Genomic DNA, 15,310 nt, shown 5'->3' with positions numbered 1-15,310 from the left:
GACCTCACCTCCGCTGAAATTCAGGTGACATGAGCAGCAGCGCCATCGCCTGCTCCCGCGATTCGGCGCGCGACACGGCAAGCCGCGTCTCTGCCGACGCCTCCTGTCCGGCCAGATCGTCCAACATGTCGAGCGGCGCCTTGGCCGACCGCACCCCGTGGGCGATCTGCACCGACAGGTCGAGCCGCAGCTTCATTTCTTCCGGGGAGCCCCAGGCCGCCTCCGTATCGGGATAGCCGTTCGGGTCGGCGACTTCCCATAACGGCATGCCGAGGTTCCGCATGATGGCGAGCGAGGGACCGGCATCTTGCGGAACGGCGCCGCTGAGCCGCGCCGAGGCCATTGCGACATCATAGGGGTTGCGGATCTTCGTCAGCGGCACGCTCCACGCCTCGGGGCTGTCGATCAATGCCACGGCGAGTGCGCGTAAATCCCCGTCGCGATCCCGAAACACCTTGGCGAGGCGGTCGACGATGGCGGGTGGTGGATCGTCGGCAATGAAATGACGGGCCAATTTGGTGGCGATGTGGTGAGCCGTGGCCGGGTGACGGGCCAGGTCGGTCAGAGCCGCTTCGCCCTGGCCGAGCCCGCCTTGCAGATAGGCCTTGCCGATGACCATTTGGTCGCCCGGCTCATGCGCCCGCACGTTGAACACGAACGACCCCGGCTCGCCCTGCCGCCCCTCGCGCCCGGCATAGGTCCAGCCCGTCAAGACGCGAGCCAGAGACGTGACATCGGCCTGAGCGTAACCGCTGCCTACGCCGAGCGTGTGCAACTCCATGATTTCGCGTGCGAGATTTTCGTTGAGACCACGCTTCTGCCGTTGACCGGCGATCGAATCCGGCCCGATCGACTGGTTGTTGTCGAGGAAATACAGCATGGCCGGGTGGTGTTCGACCGCCATCAGCATGTCGAGAAAACTGCCGAGCACGTTGGGCCGAATGGCTTCCCGCTCAAACGAGCCGGCGGTGACCCGGATGATGTCGCCTTTGCGGACCGAGACGCAGAAGTGGTTCGACCAGAAGGCAACGAGGCGCTCCACGAAGCCGATCTCGGCCCGCGTCGCCATGTCGATCCTGGCCAGCGCCTCGGCATTGTAGATCGTCTGCTCAATGCGGGGCCCCGGTTTGGCAGGCGGTCGCAGAGCCGTCATCGCCATCGCGTTTGGGCGAGCCTCCGCCACAGCATCGCTGCCGATTCCCCCGAGGGCCGCGCGCGGAGCGGTGCCGAGCCGCGTCGCATCCTCGGCCTGCTTCTTGTCCAAGCTGCGCTCGGCCTGCGCCACATAGGCGGCCTGGATATTGGGCGTCGTGCTCATCAGGCCGAGGGCCGAGGCATCCGCTTCCGACACCAGGGCCACATCCGCCTTGGCCAGTTCAGCCTTGAGGGCCGCGCGCGGGTCCAGTCGCAGGCCAGCGAGATCGCCCGGGCGTGCGCCCATGCCGAAGCGATTGAAGAGGATTAAGCCGGGTCCCGGTGCGGTGTCGACCATGACGCCCTCCCTTGCAGACAAGACGACCTAGCAACATCAGCCTGTCTGCAGCATGAATATAAGATGGCGGCGGTGGGGCAGAATGATTCGCCCGAGCCGCAAGACAATGTGAAACGGGAGACCACGATGGCTTTTGCGCGCCGAGGCGGCGGTGGCGGGCTCAGCGCCCCCAAGATCGTCACCTTCGTGATTTCGCTGCTGCTCGTCCTCCTGGCGGTGGTGTCGCTCTACACGCATCTGCCCGCCAGCCTCGGTTTCGTGAACCAGCATCGGTTTTGGCTCGTCGTGGCCGGTTATGCGGTTCTGACGCTCGGCGTGCTGCTGCCCGGCGTGTGACGATCGCGGCCGCATCTTCCCGTTCCGGCCTTTCCGGAAGCGGCCGGACATTCCATATTGAGCGTATGCCCAAGCCGCCCAAGCCCGCCCCGACGACCTCAGCGCCGACCAAGTCTCCCGCTAGCTCCCGCCCGACGCGCCCCAAGGCGTCCCGTCCGGACGTGAAGCCGCTCGACGAACATCTCGCGGCGTTGCTCAATCCGGCCTTGAACGAAAAGCGCGGCTCCGGTTTCGCCGAAGCCCCGCAGGCGCGGTTCGAGCCGGCTGGTGGCGCGGTGGCACTCGCCGACGAGCCTCAGCATCCGCGCGGCATCAGCGGCTCAGCCGCCACCGCCGACGTGCTGAAGCAACTGCTGGAGAGCGGCGACCCGCGCCTCGCCAACCGACCCTGGGTGCCGCATCGTCCCGCGCGGCCGGAGAAATCTGAAGGCGGCATCCAGTTCAAGCTGCAATCCGAATATGAGCCGAAGGGCGATCAACCGACCGCGATCCGCGAACTCGTCGAGGGCATCCAAGCCTCCGAGCGCGATCAGGTGCTGCTCGGCGTCACCGGTTCGGGCAAGACGTTCACAATGGCGCAGGTGATCGCCCGCACCAATCGGCCGGCCTTGATTCTCGCGCCGAACAAGACGCTGGCGGCGCAGCTCTACGGTGAGTTCAAGAGTTTTTTTCCCGACAACGCGGTCGAGTATTTCGTCTCATACTATGATTACTACCAGCCCGAGGCCTATGTGCCGCGGTCGGACACGTATATCGAGAAGGAAAGCACCATCAACGAGCAGATCGACCGCATGCGCCACTCGGCGACGCGTGCTTTGCTCGAGCGCGACGATTGCATCATTGTCGCGTCGGTATCGTGCATCTACGGCATCGGCTCGGTCGAGACCTATACGGCCATGACGTTCAGCCTGAAGGTTGGCGACAAGGTCGACCAGCGGCAGGTGATCGCGGATTTTGTGGCGCTGCAATACAAGCGCACCCACATCGATTTCACGCGCGGTACATTCCGGGTGCGCGGCGATACGCTGGAGCTGTTTCCGGCCCATAACGAAGACCGGGGCTGGCGCATCGACTTCTTTGGCGACGAGATCGAGAGCATCGTCGAATTCGATCCGTTGACCGGCAAAAAGACCAACGATCTGTCGGCCGTAAAGGTTTATGCCAATTCGCATTACGTGACGCCGCGCCCGACCCTGCTGCAGAGCATCAAGGCGATCAAGTCCGAGCTGAAGATGCGGCTTGACGAATTGCATGCGACCGGCCGCCTGCTCGAGGCGCAGCGGCTCGAACAACGCACCACTTTCGATATCGAAATGCTTGAGGCGACTGGTTCCTGCCAGGGCATCGAGAACTACTCGCGCTATCTCACCGGTCGCTTGCCGGGCGAGCCGCCGCCGACCCTCTTTGAATATCTGCCCGACAACGCGCTGGTGTTCACCGACGAGAGTCACGTGACGGTGCCCCAAATCGGCGCGATGTATAAAGGCGACTTTCGTCGTAAGGCGACCCTCGCCGAATATGGGTTCCGTCTGCCGTCCTGCCTCGACAACCGGCCGCTCCGCTTCGAGGAGTGGGAGGCGATGCGGCCGCAGACCGTGCATGTTTCGGCGACCCCTGGCACCTGGGAGATGAACCAGACCAGTGGCGTCTTCGTCGAACAGGTGATCCGCCCCACCGGGCTGATCGATCCGCCTGTCGAGGTGCGGCCCGCCCGCGCGCAGGTCGACGATCTGCTCGGCGAGGTTCGGACCGTCAGCCAGGCCGGTTATCGCAGCCTCATCACAGTGTTGACCAAGCGGATGGCCGAGGACCTGACCGAATATCTGCACGAGCATGGCGTGCGCGTGCGCTACATGCACAGCGATATCGATACGATCGAGCGGATCGAGATTATTCGCGACCTGCGGCTCGGGGTGTTCGACGCGTTGGTCGGCATCAACTTGCTGCGCGAAGGCCTGGATATCCCCGAATGCGCGCTCGTGGCGGTGCTGGATGCCGACAAGGAAGGGTTTCTCCGGTCGGAAACCAGCCTCGTCCAAACCATCGGCCGCGCGGCCCGCAACGTCGATGGCCGTGTCGTGCTCTATGCCGACAAGGTCACGGGCTCGATGGAGCGCGCCATGGCGGAGACGACGCGCCGCCGCGCCAAGCAGGTCGAATATAACACCGAGCACGGCATCACGCCCGCCACCATCAAGCGTGGCATTCAGGACATCCTCGGTTCGGTCTACGAGGCCGACCATGTGACGGTCGATACCGGGCTCGCGACCCCGGCGATCGGTCACAACTTCAAAGCCACGGTGGCGGATCTCGAAAAGCGCATGCGCGCGGCAGCCGCCAACCTCGAATTTGAGGAGGCGGCGCGGCTCCGCGACGAGCTCAAGCGCATGCAGGTGGCCGAACTCACCATCGGCAGCGACCCGATGGCGCGCCAGCAAGCCGTCGAGGATAAGGCCGGCGCCTATGCGGGTGAGCGGAAATACGGCCGCGCCGGCAACATGCCCGCCGGCCCGAAAGCGGGCGATGCGCGCTCCGAGACGCGGCCCCACAAGCCGACCAGCAGCGAAATGGGCCCGCATAATATGGGTGGTGGCGAGGCCGCGCCGCTCACCCGCGCCCGCAAGCCGAATCTCGACGAGATGGGGCCGAACATCGAGTCGCGTCCGCTCTCCGGCGAGGGTGTCCGCCGCGAAAAACCCGATCCCGGCGTCACGCAGTGGAAGAAGGGCCGGGGGCGGCGGTGAAGGGGCGGTCAGTCGCGCCCTAGGACAAGCGGCTTGATCGGGACGGTCCGTCCGCCACGAGGCTTCTCGCCAAAAAAGCTCTCGATTCTTCTAAGAGGCTCTTTCCACATCCGTGTTCGTGAAATCGTTCCCGATGAAGAGCAGAGGGCAATTTCGCTCTTTCGCCATCTCATCAGCAAAACAATCGCCGAAGTTCAGCCCGGCTGGATGGATAGCTTTGCCCCACATGGCATAGGCGTCCGCAACCTGACGAGCCGTCTCGTGCGTGACGGCCACAACTTCCATTCCGAGCCGTCGATCAGACGGGCGACTTCGGCTTTGACGTGACGCACTAAGAATGGCTCGAACAACGTCAATGTCATGCCGTTTTCCTTCGTGGTGCAGGCCGTCAATACGATGGGCGACCTTGTCGAGAGATGACGGGCCAAACTCCATGACCTCGATCACCGAAATCCCGGCCCCTGCGACCACGGCCGCACAGGCATCGCCGAACGTGACGTCGCCTGCAACGCCGAAGAATTGAGCCACCCTTGATCGAGGCGGCTCAAACCGCCTCGATCCGAAACTTGTCCCATCCCTTGGCGCGCAGGTCGCAGGCGGGACAATGGCCGCAGCCGAAGCCCCAATCGTGCCAATGGGTGCGATCGCCCGCGTAACAGGTGTGGCTTTCGGTGCGGACGAGATCGACCAACGGCTCACCGCCGAGATCCTGTGCCATCGCCCAGGTGGCGGCCTTGTCGATCCACATCAGCGGTGTGTGGACAACGAACCGGCTCTCCATGCCAAGGTTGAGCGCAAGCTGCATGGCTTTCATCGTGTCGTCGCGGCAATCGGGATAACCGGAATAATCCGTCTCGCAGACGCCGGTCACGAGGTGCTTGTCGCCGCGCCGATAGGCCACGGCTGCCGCAAAGGTCAGAAACATGAGGTTGCGGCCGGGCACGAAGGTGTTGGGCAGGCCGTTTGTCTGCATCGCCATGTCGACGTCGCGCGTCAAAGCGGTGTCGCTCACCTGCCCGAGCACCGCGAGATTGATCATGTGATCCTGGCCGAGTTTCGCGCCCCAGACCGGGAAGCGCAGCCGCAGCGCGTCGAGCACGGGCGCTCGCACGTCGAGTTCGATGCGGTGACGCTGGCCATAATCGAAGCCGATCGTCTCGACATGATCGAACCGGTCCAGCGCCCAGGCCAAGCAGGTGGTCGAATCCTGCCCGCCGGAGAAGAGAACGAGAGCGTGTTCAGCCATGCGATTTACCGGATGCCGAGGAACTTATGGGTCTGCAAGCTTAACCGCCATTGCGGATGGGCCATGCAATAATCGACCGCGCGGGCCGTATTGGCGGCTTGGTCCGGGCCATCCATCGGTTGCAGCAGGAAGTGCCGAAAGTCGAGCGCGGCGAAACGCTCCGGCTCCTGCCCGGTTTGCGGGTAGACGAGCTTCAGCTCGTCTCCCTGAGTGAGCCGCACGGGCGCATCGGCTTTGGGGCTGACGCAGATCCAGTCGATCCCGTCCGGGGCCGCAAGGGTGCCGTTGGTTTCCACCGCGATCTCGAAGTCAGCCGCGTGGAGGGCGGCGATCAACGGCTCGTCCACCTGCAGCAAGGGTTCGCCGCCGGTCAGCACGACGAACCGGCGCTCCCGCCCCGCACCCCAAGCCGTGGCGATGGAGTCAGCGAGGCTCGCGGCACCGGGAAACTTGCCACCGCCCGTTCCGTCGGTGCCGACAAAATCGGTATCGCAGAACGTGCAAACCGCCATTGCGCGGTCGGCCTCGCGGCCGGTCCACAGATTACAGCCGGCAAAGCGACAGAAAACCGCAGCGCGGCCGGCGTTCTGACCTTCGCCTTGAAGCGTGTAGAAAATCTCTTTTACCGAATAGATCATGGTCATCAAGCTGCGATAAGCCGCGCCGGGGCGAAGCGAGGCGCTGTCCTATCCCAGGGTGACGGCGCTGTCACGGCAAGGCAGCCCTGCAGCGGGCGCGCGGGGTTGCGTCGGGCCACGCGCCCCAATATCGTCCGCTTCCCGCCGCGCTGAGGTCAAGCTTGGGCCACACAGCGTAGACGGATCGACGGATCACCCAAGAGCCGACATGTCGGATTGCATCATCTTGCCGGGGCATCAGCCCGTATCGGTCAGCCGAACACGGGATCGTGCATCGCGGAGCATAGCGATCTCTTGAGCACTGTCGTCTTGTCCCATGCGTCGTCTGCGCGCTTTCTGGCGCCTGTCGATCGAACGCCGCCGATTTCCGCGCGCGAGCGCTGGGATCCGCGTCACGATCGACGCTCGGTCAATATCCGCTGGCTGGTGGCCACGAGCCTCATCGCCATCGCATCCGCCTCCCTTCTGCTCGGTGTTCTCCATGCCGCGCTGCGTGGCACGGCCAAAGCCTATGCGCCGACGATCGCGGTTTCGGCCGATGCCCAGCTTGCACCCGGCGAGGGGCTCGGTCGTGGCAACCGCCTCTCGACCGCCGCCGCGCCCGCCCCGACCTCGCGGAACGTGCAGGTCCACGTCGAGCAGGTCCGGTCCTCCGGCTCGGCCGTGGTGCCGTTCACCTATCTCGTGGCGCATCTCGGCAAAAACGCCCCAACCGAAGTTGGAGCGCCGGGCCCAAAGCCCGCACCTCCGATGGCCGCGCTCCCCGAGCCGTCGGCTCCGAGCCTGCCGCCCGAGATCCTGATGGGGGGGCTCGCGCGCACGACACCGGTCGGCGTCTCGGCCTATGCGGCCAAGGCGCGGTTCGATCTCGACACGGGTCCGCGCGGCACGCCGCTGAATGTCACCACGATCGTGGGAACCCGCCACCTGCCGGACGACCCCGATCGCGTGATCTTGGCGCAACGCGGTGACCGGATCGAACCGATGCTCTTGCTGCTCGGCCTGTCGCAGACCGACGCGGCCGATATCGCGACCGCCGTCGCTCCGCCTGGCCTCAGCCGCATGGTATTGGTTGGCGGCGAAACGATCGTGATCCGTCAGAATGCGGCGACCGCGCAGCCGAGCTCCGCGCGGCCCGTGACGATCCGGATCGAGCGCACGGATGGCACTGTGGGCGAGGCGGCCCTGTCGGATGCGGGCCATTACGAGCGTGTCGCCGTGCCGATCCAAGCTGCGCCCGGCATCCGCTCCGTGGCGTTCAAGACGGACCCGCAAGTCGCGGACGACGATGGCACCGACCAGGGATCCGTGCGCGACAGTCTCTATGCGTTATCGAGACACAATATCGCCGACCAGCCTTTGGTCGATGAACTGGTGCGGCTATCGAGCGCCTATACGGATCTGGGAGTTCCGGTCTCGTCGGACGATACGGCCGAATTTCTCTACAGTGTCGACAAGCCCGATCCGGACACCGATCCAGTGCTGGATTTTACCAGCCTGACAATCGATGGCGAGACGCATCGCTTCTATCGGTTCGAGACATCTGATGATGGCAGTGTCGATTATTACGATCGCGACGGCCATTCCGTGACCAAATTTCTGCTGCGAAAGCCGGTCGCCAACGGACGGCTCGGCGATGGCTTCGGCTGGCGCACGCATCCGATCCTGGGGGACCGCCGGTTTCACCAGGGCGTCGATTATGCGGCCCCTTATGGGTCACCCGTCGTTGCTGCCGGGGCAGGGGTCGTCGAGAAGATCGATTACGAGGGCGGCTACGGCAAATATATTCGCGTGCGGCACGATCTCGGCTACGAGACCACCTACTCGCACGTGTCCGGATATCCACGCGGCATCCGGGTCGGCACGCGGGTGCGGCAGGGCGAAACGATCGCCTATATCGGCTCGACCGGCCTCTCGACCGGACCGCATCTGTATTACGAAGTAAAGATCAACGACCACAACGTCGATCCGCTTCGCATCAAACTCTCGGCCGGCCGGATTCTCGAAGGCGAGGCTCTGTCGACCTTCGCGCGACGGCGCGACCGGATCGATGTGCTGATCAAGGCCTCGACGGTTGGGACGGCCAGCAAGAAAAGCTGATCGCGTCGTGCAGGCAACCAGCGCCACAAAACCAGGACATCACGACATGCCGTCGCGCCACCTGCCGTCCATGCCGAGCATGGCAGGCATATCGGCGAGAGGGCGGGGGCGATTGAAGAGGTAGCCCTGAGCCTCGCCGCAACCCTGCCGGCGAACGAGGCTCAATTGCTCGGCGGTTTCGATGCCCTCGGCCGTGATCACCATCCCGAGCGCCAAACCGAGATCGGCAATCGCCTTGACGATGGCGGCACAGTCGTGCCGCTCGCCGAGTTCGCGGATGAAGGACTTGTCGATCTTGATCTTGTCGAACGGGAACGACCGCAAGTAACTCAGGGACGAATAGCCGGTGCCGAAATCGTCGAGCGCGATGCGGATCCCGACATTGTGAAATTCATGCAGCAAGGCGGCCGTGACCTCGTTATCGACCAGCAGCACCGATTCTGTGATTTCGACCTCGAGACGCGTTGGAGGGAGGCCCGAATCCGCGAGCGCCCCCCGAACGACCCGCAACAGATTTCCGGCTTTGAACTGCACCGGCGACAGATTGACCGCGACACCGATCTCCGCAGGCCAGACGGCGGCATCGAGGCAGGCTCGCCGAATGATCCATTCGCCGAGCGGAACGATCAGGCCCGACTCTTCCGCCAGGGGGATGAAATCGATCGGGGAGAGCAAACCGCGTTCGGGATGCTTCCATCGAATCAACGCCTCGAAGCTCTTGATGACGCCGGTCTCGATCTCGATCAGCGGTTGATAGTAAAGCTCGAACGCTTCATTCGCGATGCCGGCTCTGAGATCGATTTCGAATTGTCGGCGCAATTGGACTGGGATGTCCATGGCATGTTCGAACAATCGGAACGTATTGCGACCGCCCGATTTTGCCCGATAGAGCGCAAGATCGGCGTTCTTGATGACGGCTTCGCTTGTCAAGCCGTGTGCTGGACAGAATGCAACGCCAATACACACGCCGATCACGATTTGATGTCCGTCAAGATCATATGCATTGGAGACCGCGTCGATCAGGCGGAGCGCCAACGCCGTCGCCTGCTCGGCTGTGCTCGATCCGAATTGAAGCACGATGAACTCGTCGCCGCCGATGCGGCTGACGAAGTCGATATCCCGCAGACAGTGCTTCAAGCGTGTCGTCACCTCGATCAAAACTCGATCGCCGACCGGATGACCCAGGGTGTCGTTCACGGTTTTGAACGCATCGAGATCGAGGTACAGCACCGCAAGTTTCTCGCCGCGCCTCACGTCTCCCATGGCGTCCTCGAGACGCTCTCGCAAAGCGATCCGGTTCGGTAAACCGGTCAGGCTATCGTGGTTCGCCAGGTAGCGAATGCGAGCCTCCGAGCCGATCGCAGCCGTCACATCCTCATGTGAGGCGACGTAGCCGCCGTGTGGCATCGGGTTATGCGTGATGCAAATCGTGCGCCCATCCTGCAGTTCAACGCGGGTGCTGGCGGCTGCGCCGCGCATTTGCGCCGGCATCGTGACATCGAAATAGATCTGCATATTGCGAGGCGCGCTATTAATCTTCGCGCGGTAGGCGAGAATATCTTGCAGCGCCGTACCGGGACGAAGAAAGTCTTCGGGAAGATTGTAAAGCTTCCGATAGGCCGGATTGCAGAGGATAAGCCGAAGATGATCGTCGAACATGCACAGCCCATGCGGCGAATTGCTAAGGGCTGCGTCGAAACGATCGTTTTGTGCCACGAGAGCACGCTGTGTATCAAGTTCTTCCGAAATATCCCGACAGGTAATAATATACCAACCATTCTGTTCGGTCGGAATACACGACAAAGACAGCGTTTTACCACTTGCGGTGGTTCGGCGATGCTCGGTCGCCGAAGGCGATATGAAGCGGGTCTCCCATCCCGACCTCGCCTCGTCAATCGTAAGGCCTGGATAATGTCCGAGCTCGAATTCTGAGTCGATCAGCGCACGACTTGCTGTTCCGACGCAAAGAACGTCTTGCGGATATCCGACGAGCGTTTGAAAATGCTGGTTGAAAGCAAGAATGTTTCTGTTTTGGTCGAGAAGCAGAAAGCCTTGTCGGGTTTGATCGAAACAGGCTCGGAGGAGCGCGACACCACGCTCGACATCCATCGTTGTCTCAGCGCAATTGGTCACTTGGCGAGGTCCTGATGAGAGTCGCGCATCCTCATCGATGCTGGGGCGCTAAAAGGCTTCAATATCGTCAAAGCATAAATTAAAATGGAACGGTTCACTGAGAACGCGTTTCATGCCATCAGAGTTCAGCACAATCGGCCTAAACCATAGCACGGTTAATGCCGCTGCCGTTCTCGCATGCAGCCAATGCGACAGCTGGACGTTTGATCTTCACGATCAGCGGAAAGAGCGGGCAATGTTTGAACAGGGTCCAGTCCTCGGAGGTGCGGCGCTCAGGTTGAAGAGGACGATCCTCGACAGGCTCACGCTATGTTTGGGGTCGACCAGCGAGACCCGCCGCCGCGATCGGGGGAAGGCAATCCGGATCGATATGCTCCGCACGAGCCCCGATTGGCAGCCATGAACGAGCATGACGACACGAGCGGACCCACATCGTCCATCGCCAGCGACCATCTGACAAAACCGGCTCTGTTGATCGTCAACACAAAAAGCCGAAATGGCGCGGCGGCCTCGGATCGTGTCTTTGACGCGCTGGAAACGGCTGGCATTCCGGTCCGCCGGGAAGCCTGCGAAGAGGCATCTCAAGTGTCGGCCATGATCCGCCTTCTCGCGAGCGAGGTCGACCGCGTGGTGCTTGGCGGGGGCGATGGAACGCTGAACGCGGCGCTGCCCGGCCTTCTCCACACGGGTCTTCCGCTCGGCATCATCCCGCTCGGCACCGCCAACGATCTGGCTCGCACCTTGGGTCTTCCGATCGATCCCGTCGCAGCGGCTCAGGTGATCGCAGCGGGCAACCGCACACGGATCGACATCGGCAAAGCCAATGAGGTTCCGTTCTTCAATGTGGCCAGTATCGGGTTCGGGGTGGATCTGACGCGCGCGCTGACGCGAGATGCCAAAAAGCGATGGGGAACGTTGGGGTACTTGGTGGCGGGCATCCGCGCGCTCCAACGTCTGCGATCCTTCACGATCGAGATCGAACAGGACGGCACCGTCCAGCGTGGCCGCACGATCCATCTCGCGATCGGCAACGGCCGGCACTACGGCGGGGGCATGACGGTGTCCGAAGACGCCGCAATCGACGATGGCCGCCTGAATGTCTACAGCCTCGAGGTCCGCAAGCTCTGGCAATTGATGATGGTGCTGCCCTCGATGCGGCATGGCCGGCAGGGACGATGGAAAGAGGTTCGCACCTTGGCGAGCGCCGATATCACCGTTCGGACCCGCCGCGAACGGTCGGTCAACACCGATGGTGAAATCACCACGAAGACACCGGCGCGGTTTCGGGTGCTGCCGCGCGCCATCGAGGTTTATGTGCCGTGAAGCCGGCCGTTCCGCGACGGTCGTGCGATGCGATCGAGCCTAGACGGCCGGACGGCAGCGGTCGCACAGCCCTTCGAGCTCGACCATCTGGCGCTTGATCGTGAACCCGCTGTCGGTCGCGACCGACCGAAGCACGCCATCAAGCGCGTCGCTGTCGATTTCATCCGTCCGCCCGCAGGTAGAGCAGATCAGCAAAGCCCCATGGTGATGATGCCCGGGGCAATCGCAGCGCGCGAAGGCGTTGCGGCTCTCGATCTTCACAACGAAACCGTTCTCGGTCAGAAAATCGAGCGTGCGATAGACGGTCGGCGGACCAATTTGGCGGCCCTGGACGCGTCCGAGTTCGTCGATAATTTCGTAGGCGGTCAGCGAGGCAGGCGCGCGGGCCAGGATTTCGGTCACCTGACGGCGGAGGGCCGTCAATTGGAGGCCCCGCTTGCCGCAGAGTTCCTCGACGCGGTGCAGCCAGTCGCCGGTCACCTTCGGCTCATGAGAGTTGACGTGGGACGTGGACACATGGCCCTCTTTGTTGCCGAACCGGACCGAGCCGTTGGCTCTCTTGGCTCAGGTCGTCGATCGCATCCTGGCGTTATAGCATGACATGGCGAGCGTGAGTGCCCTCGTCCAGCCACTCGAGCCAAAATGATATCTTGTACGGTGTAATGTAATAACCTAACAGTCTGGGCCCGGCGCCCGTCGATGGCGCGCCGCCCCCAGGAGATCCCTATGCGAGCTTCCCTTTTGGCCGCCGTCGCGATCCTCGCGGCGTCCTGCAGCGTTGCATCAGCGACCAATGCGCCCATCACGATCGTGGCGGCTGAAAATTTCTACGGCAACTTGGCCCAGCGAATCGCTGGCCCTCAAGCGACCGTGACCAGCATCCTGTCTAACCCCGACCAGGACCCGCATCTGTTCGAGTCGGACGCATCGACCGCGCGGGCTTTGACGGACGCCAAGATCGTGATTTCAAACGGCGCGGATTACGATCCCTGGATGGAAAAATTGCTCAGCGCCTCAAAGGCCAAAGACAGGATCGAGATCGTCGCGGCCGATCTCGTCGGGAAGAAGCCCGGCGACAATCCCCATCTGTGGTACGATCCGGCCACCATGATGGCGGTGGCCAACAGGCTTGCCGATGACCTTGGGAAAGTCGATCCAGCCCATAAGGCTGAATTTGACCGGCGGGCCGAAAGCTTTGTGGCCGGACTGAAGCCGCTGAAAGCCAAGATGGCCGAGATCAAGGCCCGCTTTGGTGGTCAACCCGTGACGGCCTCCGAGCCGGTGTTTGGCTACATGGCCGACGCCCTGGCCCTCGATATGAAGAGTAAGGCCTTTCAGCTCGCCGTCATGAACAACACCGAGCCGAGCCCGGCCGATGTCGCAGCCTTCGAGGACGACCTTAAGGGTCACAAGGTCAAAGCCATGCTGTACAACAGCCAAGCCGACGATCAGGCAGTCAAGCGACTTGTCGGGATCGCCAAGGAGGCGCATGTGCCGGTTGTCGGCGTCAGCGAAACCGAGCCGGCTGGCAAGACCTACGAGGCATGGATGCTCGACCAATTGACCGATCTCGAAAAGGCCCTGGCGAGCCCCAAACCTTGACAGCGATCAGCTTCGATCAGGTCAGGCTGTCGCTCGGCAAACGCGTCATTTTGTCGGACGTCAGCTTTGCGATCCGACCGGGCGAATTCATCGGTTTGCTTGGCCCCAACGGGGCGGGCAAGACCACGTTGATCCGCGCGATCCTGGGCTTGGTCGCGCCGTCCCGTGGCACCATCACGGTTATGGGCGCGCCGGCGTCACGCGGCAATCGGGCGGTCGGCTACATGCCGCAACATCGCAAGCTTGCCTCCGGACAAGGCCTCACCGGCTGGGATTTCGTCGCGAGCGCGGTTGGGGGATGGCGGTGGGGCCTGCCGACCCTTAATGCGACGGAGCGCGAGGATGTGGCCTGGGCGCTCGATACGGTCGAGGCGTCGGGCCTTGCCCGCCGCCCGCTCGGAAGCTTGTCGGGGGGGGAGCGTCAGCGTCTTCTCATTTCGCAGGCCTTGCTCGGGCGGCCCAAGCTGCTGCTACTCGACGAACCGCTGATCAGCCTCGATCCTCATCATCAGCAAAGCATCGTCGATCTCGTGATGCGATTGCAACGGCAGTTCGGCATGGCGGTGCTGTTCAGCGCGCATGAATTGAACCCTCTGCTGAACGCGATCGATCGCGTCTTGTATCTCGGCCAGGGGCGGGCGGTGCTCGGCGATGTCGAGACCGTCGTGACCGCGCCGATCTTGTCTTCGCTTTATGGGTCGCCGATCGAAGTGCTTCGTCTCGGCTCGCGCATCTTCGTGATGAGCGGCGGCATCGAGGCCGAGACCGGGGCTCATCAGCACGACCACGACCATGACCATGACCACGACCATGGCGATCGTCACGATCATCACGCGGCTCAATGCGTCGGAGCGGTTCGGCACGATGCTTGACTACGAGTTTATGCGAACCGCCTTCATGGCGTCCGGCGTGGTCGCCATTCTGTCGGGGATCGTCGGCTACTTCCTGGTGCTGCGGGGTCAGACCTTCGCGGGCCATGCCCTGTCGCATGTCGGCTTTACGGGCGCGACCGGCGCGGTGCTGCTCGGTGTGTCGCCGTTGGCGGGCCTCGTCGGCTTCACGCTACTGGCCGGCATTGCGATGGGGGCTTTGGGCGAAAAATTAGCGTCGCGGGATGTGGCGGTCGGGATGATGTTGTCTCTCGCGCTCGGCTTCGGTCTGCTGTTCCTGCATTTCTACACCGCCTTTGCGACCCAGGCGACGGCGCTGCTGTTCGGCAATGTGCTGGGCGTCAGTTCGTCCGCGCTGCTCAGCCTGGTGATCCTGGCGGCCTTGAGTTTAGCGGCGCTGGGCGTAATGGCGCGGCCTCTGCTCTTCTCGAGCCTCCAGCCCGAACTGGCCGAAGCCAAAGGTGTGCCGATGCGCTTGCTGTCGGTTGCGTTTCTGGCGGTGGTGGGCGTTGCGGTCGCCGAGTCGGCTCAGATCGTCGGGGTTCTTCTGGTCTTTACCCTGATGGTGGGTCCAGCCGCCGCCGCTCACAATCTGTCGTCGCGCTTCGGCACCGGCATCGCGCTCGCGGCGGGTCTCGCCTTGATCGAGTCCTGGGGCGGTATCGTTCTGGCCTGGTATACGGATTGGCCGACGAGTTTCTGGATCACGATCATGTCTGGCGTGATTTACCTTGCCAGCGTCATGGCTGGCCCGCTGCGCCAGGTCATGGCGCAGCGCGGCTTCGCGAAGGCGCGTTAACGCGTCG

The 15,310-nt window shown here is 63.0% G+C and carries 13 protein-coding genes and 1 pseudogene; 7 read left to right on the top strand and 7 right to left on the bottom strand.

Translation table 11 applies throughout. The annotated features are described in order from the left end of the window. Window positions 1-4 precede the first annotated feature (4 nt). Window positions 5-1,492 carry a DUF1800 domain-containing protein gene (locus LGH83_RS09045; RefSeq protein WP_227401502.1) on the bottom strand — a complete coding sequence of 496 codons (1,488 nt, stop codon included), beginning with the start codon at window positions 1,490-1,492 and terminating at the stop codon, window positions 5-7. 126 nt (window positions 1,493-1,618) lie between these two features. Between LGH83_RS09045 and LGH83_RS09040 the strand changes: the two genes are divergently transcribed. Beyond that, window positions 1,619-1,828, top strand: a complete 210-nt coding sequence (locus tag LGH83_RS09040) for a hypothetical protein (RefSeq protein ID WP_227401501.1) — start codon at window positions 1,619-1,621, stop codon at window positions 1,826-1,828. Window positions 1,829-1,893: 65 nt separating this feature from the next. Next, window positions 1,894-4,572 (top strand): excinuclease ABC subunit UvrB, encoded by a 2,679-nt coding sequence (gene uvrB / locus LGH83_RS09035; RefSeq protein ID WP_227401500.1) that lies wholly within the window; start codon window positions 1,894-1,896, stop codon window positions 4,570-4,572. Between the two features lie 90 nt (window positions 4,573-4,662). Here the strand turns inward: uvrB and LGH83_RS09030 are convergent, their stop codons facing one another. From LGH83_RS09030 to queE, 3 genes are read right to left on the bottom strand one after another with little or no spacing between them, the layout of a single operon-like run. Beyond that, window positions 4,663-5,100: a type II toxin-antitoxin system VapC family toxin gene (locus LGH83_RS09030; protein WP_227401499.1), complete on the bottom strand. Its 438-nt coding sequence runs from the start codon at window positions 5,098-5,100 to the stop codon at window positions 4,663-4,665. A 16-nt stretch (window positions 5,101-5,116) separates the two neighbouring features. Continuing rightward, window positions 5,117-5,818, bottom strand: coding sequence for a 7-cyano-7-deazaguanine synthase QueC (gene queC / locus LGH83_RS09025; RefSeq protein ID WP_227401498.1), 702 nt, complete (start codon window positions 5,816-5,818; stop codon window positions 5,117-5,119). A gap of 5 nt (window positions 5,819-5,823) precedes the next feature. Continuing rightward, entirely contained in the window at window positions 5,824-6,456 is a 633-nt protein-coding gene (gene queE / locus LGH83_RS09020) for a 7-carboxy-7-deazaguanine synthase (RefSeq protein WP_227401497.1), read from the bottom strand. A 294-nt stretch (window positions 6,457-6,750) separates the two neighbouring features. Between queE and LGH83_RS09015 the strand changes: the two genes are divergently transcribed. Beyond that, window positions 6,751-8,556: a M23 family metallopeptidase gene (locus tag LGH83_RS09015; protein WP_227401496.1), complete on the top strand. Its 1,806-nt coding sequence runs from the start codon at window positions 6,751-6,753 to the stop codon at window positions 8,554-8,556. Window positions 8,557-8,595: 39 nt separating this feature from the next. On the opposite strand, the gene LGH83_RS09010 is transcribed toward LGH83_RS09015, so the two are convergent. Together LGH83_RS09010 and LGH83_RS20100 are read right to left on the bottom strand one after the other, a co-directional pair. Then, the gene (locus LGH83_RS09010) at window positions 8,596-10,215 is read right to left on the bottom strand and encodes a putative bifunctional diguanylate cyclase/phosphodiesterase (RefSeq protein WP_264479159.1); all 1,620 of its coding nucleotides are present in this window, start codon (window positions 10,213-10,215) and stop codon (window positions 8,596-8,598) included. Window positions 10,216-10,344: 129 nt separating this feature from the next. Next, window positions 10,345-10,665: pseudogene (locus tag LGH83_RS20100) on the bottom strand (PAS-domain containing protein); the annotation flags it as partial. Window positions 10,666-11,088: 423 nt separating this feature from the next. On the opposite strand from LGH83_RS20100, the gene LGH83_RS09005 reads away from it, so the two are divergent. Next, window positions 11,089-12,012, top strand: coding sequence for a lipid kinase (locus LGH83_RS09005; RefSeq protein ID WP_227401495.1), 924 nt, complete (start codon window positions 11,089-11,091; stop codon window positions 12,010-12,012). Window positions 12,013-12,051: 39 nt separating this feature from the next. Here the strand turns inward: LGH83_RS09005 and LGH83_RS09000 are convergent, their stop codons facing one another. Then, complete coding sequence (locus tag LGH83_RS09000) at window positions 12,052-12,528, bottom strand: Fur family transcriptional regulator (protein WP_227401494.1); 477 nt, start codon at window positions 12,526-12,528, stop codon at window positions 12,052-12,054. Window positions 12,529-12,738: 210 nt separating this feature from the next. Between LGH83_RS09000 and LGH83_RS08995 the strand changes: the two genes are divergently transcribed. Genes LGH83_RS08995 through LGH83_RS08985 form a run of 3 tightly spaced genes read left to right on the top strand, consistent with a single transcriptional unit; the run spans window position 12,739 to window position 15,303 of the window. Beyond that, window positions 12,739-13,614: a metal ABC transporter solute-binding protein, Zn/Mn family gene (locus tag LGH83_RS08995; protein WP_227401493.1), complete on the top strand. Its 876-nt coding sequence runs from the start codon at window positions 12,739-12,741 to the stop codon at window positions 13,612-13,614. Then, window positions 13,611-14,486, top strand: a complete 876-nt coding sequence (locus LGH83_RS08990) for a metal ABC transporter ATP-binding protein (protein ID WP_227401492.1) — start codon at window positions 13,611-13,613, stop codon at window positions 14,484-14,486. Before LGH83_RS08995 ends, LGH83_RS08990 begins: the two co-directional genes overlap by 4 nt. Continuing rightward, window positions 14,407-15,303: a metal ABC transporter permease gene (locus tag LGH83_RS08985; RefSeq protein WP_227401491.1), complete on the top strand. Its 897-nt coding sequence runs from the start codon at window positions 14,407-14,409 to the stop codon at window positions 15,301-15,303. The genes LGH83_RS08990 and LGH83_RS08985 overlap by 80 nt, the downstream gene beginning before the upstream one ends. Window positions 15,304-15,310 lie beyond the last annotated feature (7 nt).

Source organism: Lichenihabitans sp. PAMC28606 (genome assembly GCF_020616535.1).
GTDB classification, from domain to species: Bacteria; Pseudomonadota; Alphaproteobacteria; order Rhizobiales; family Beijerinckiaceae; genus Lichenihabitans; species Lichenihabitans psoromatis.
This window is presented reverse-complemented; position numbering and strand designations above follow the sequence as displayed.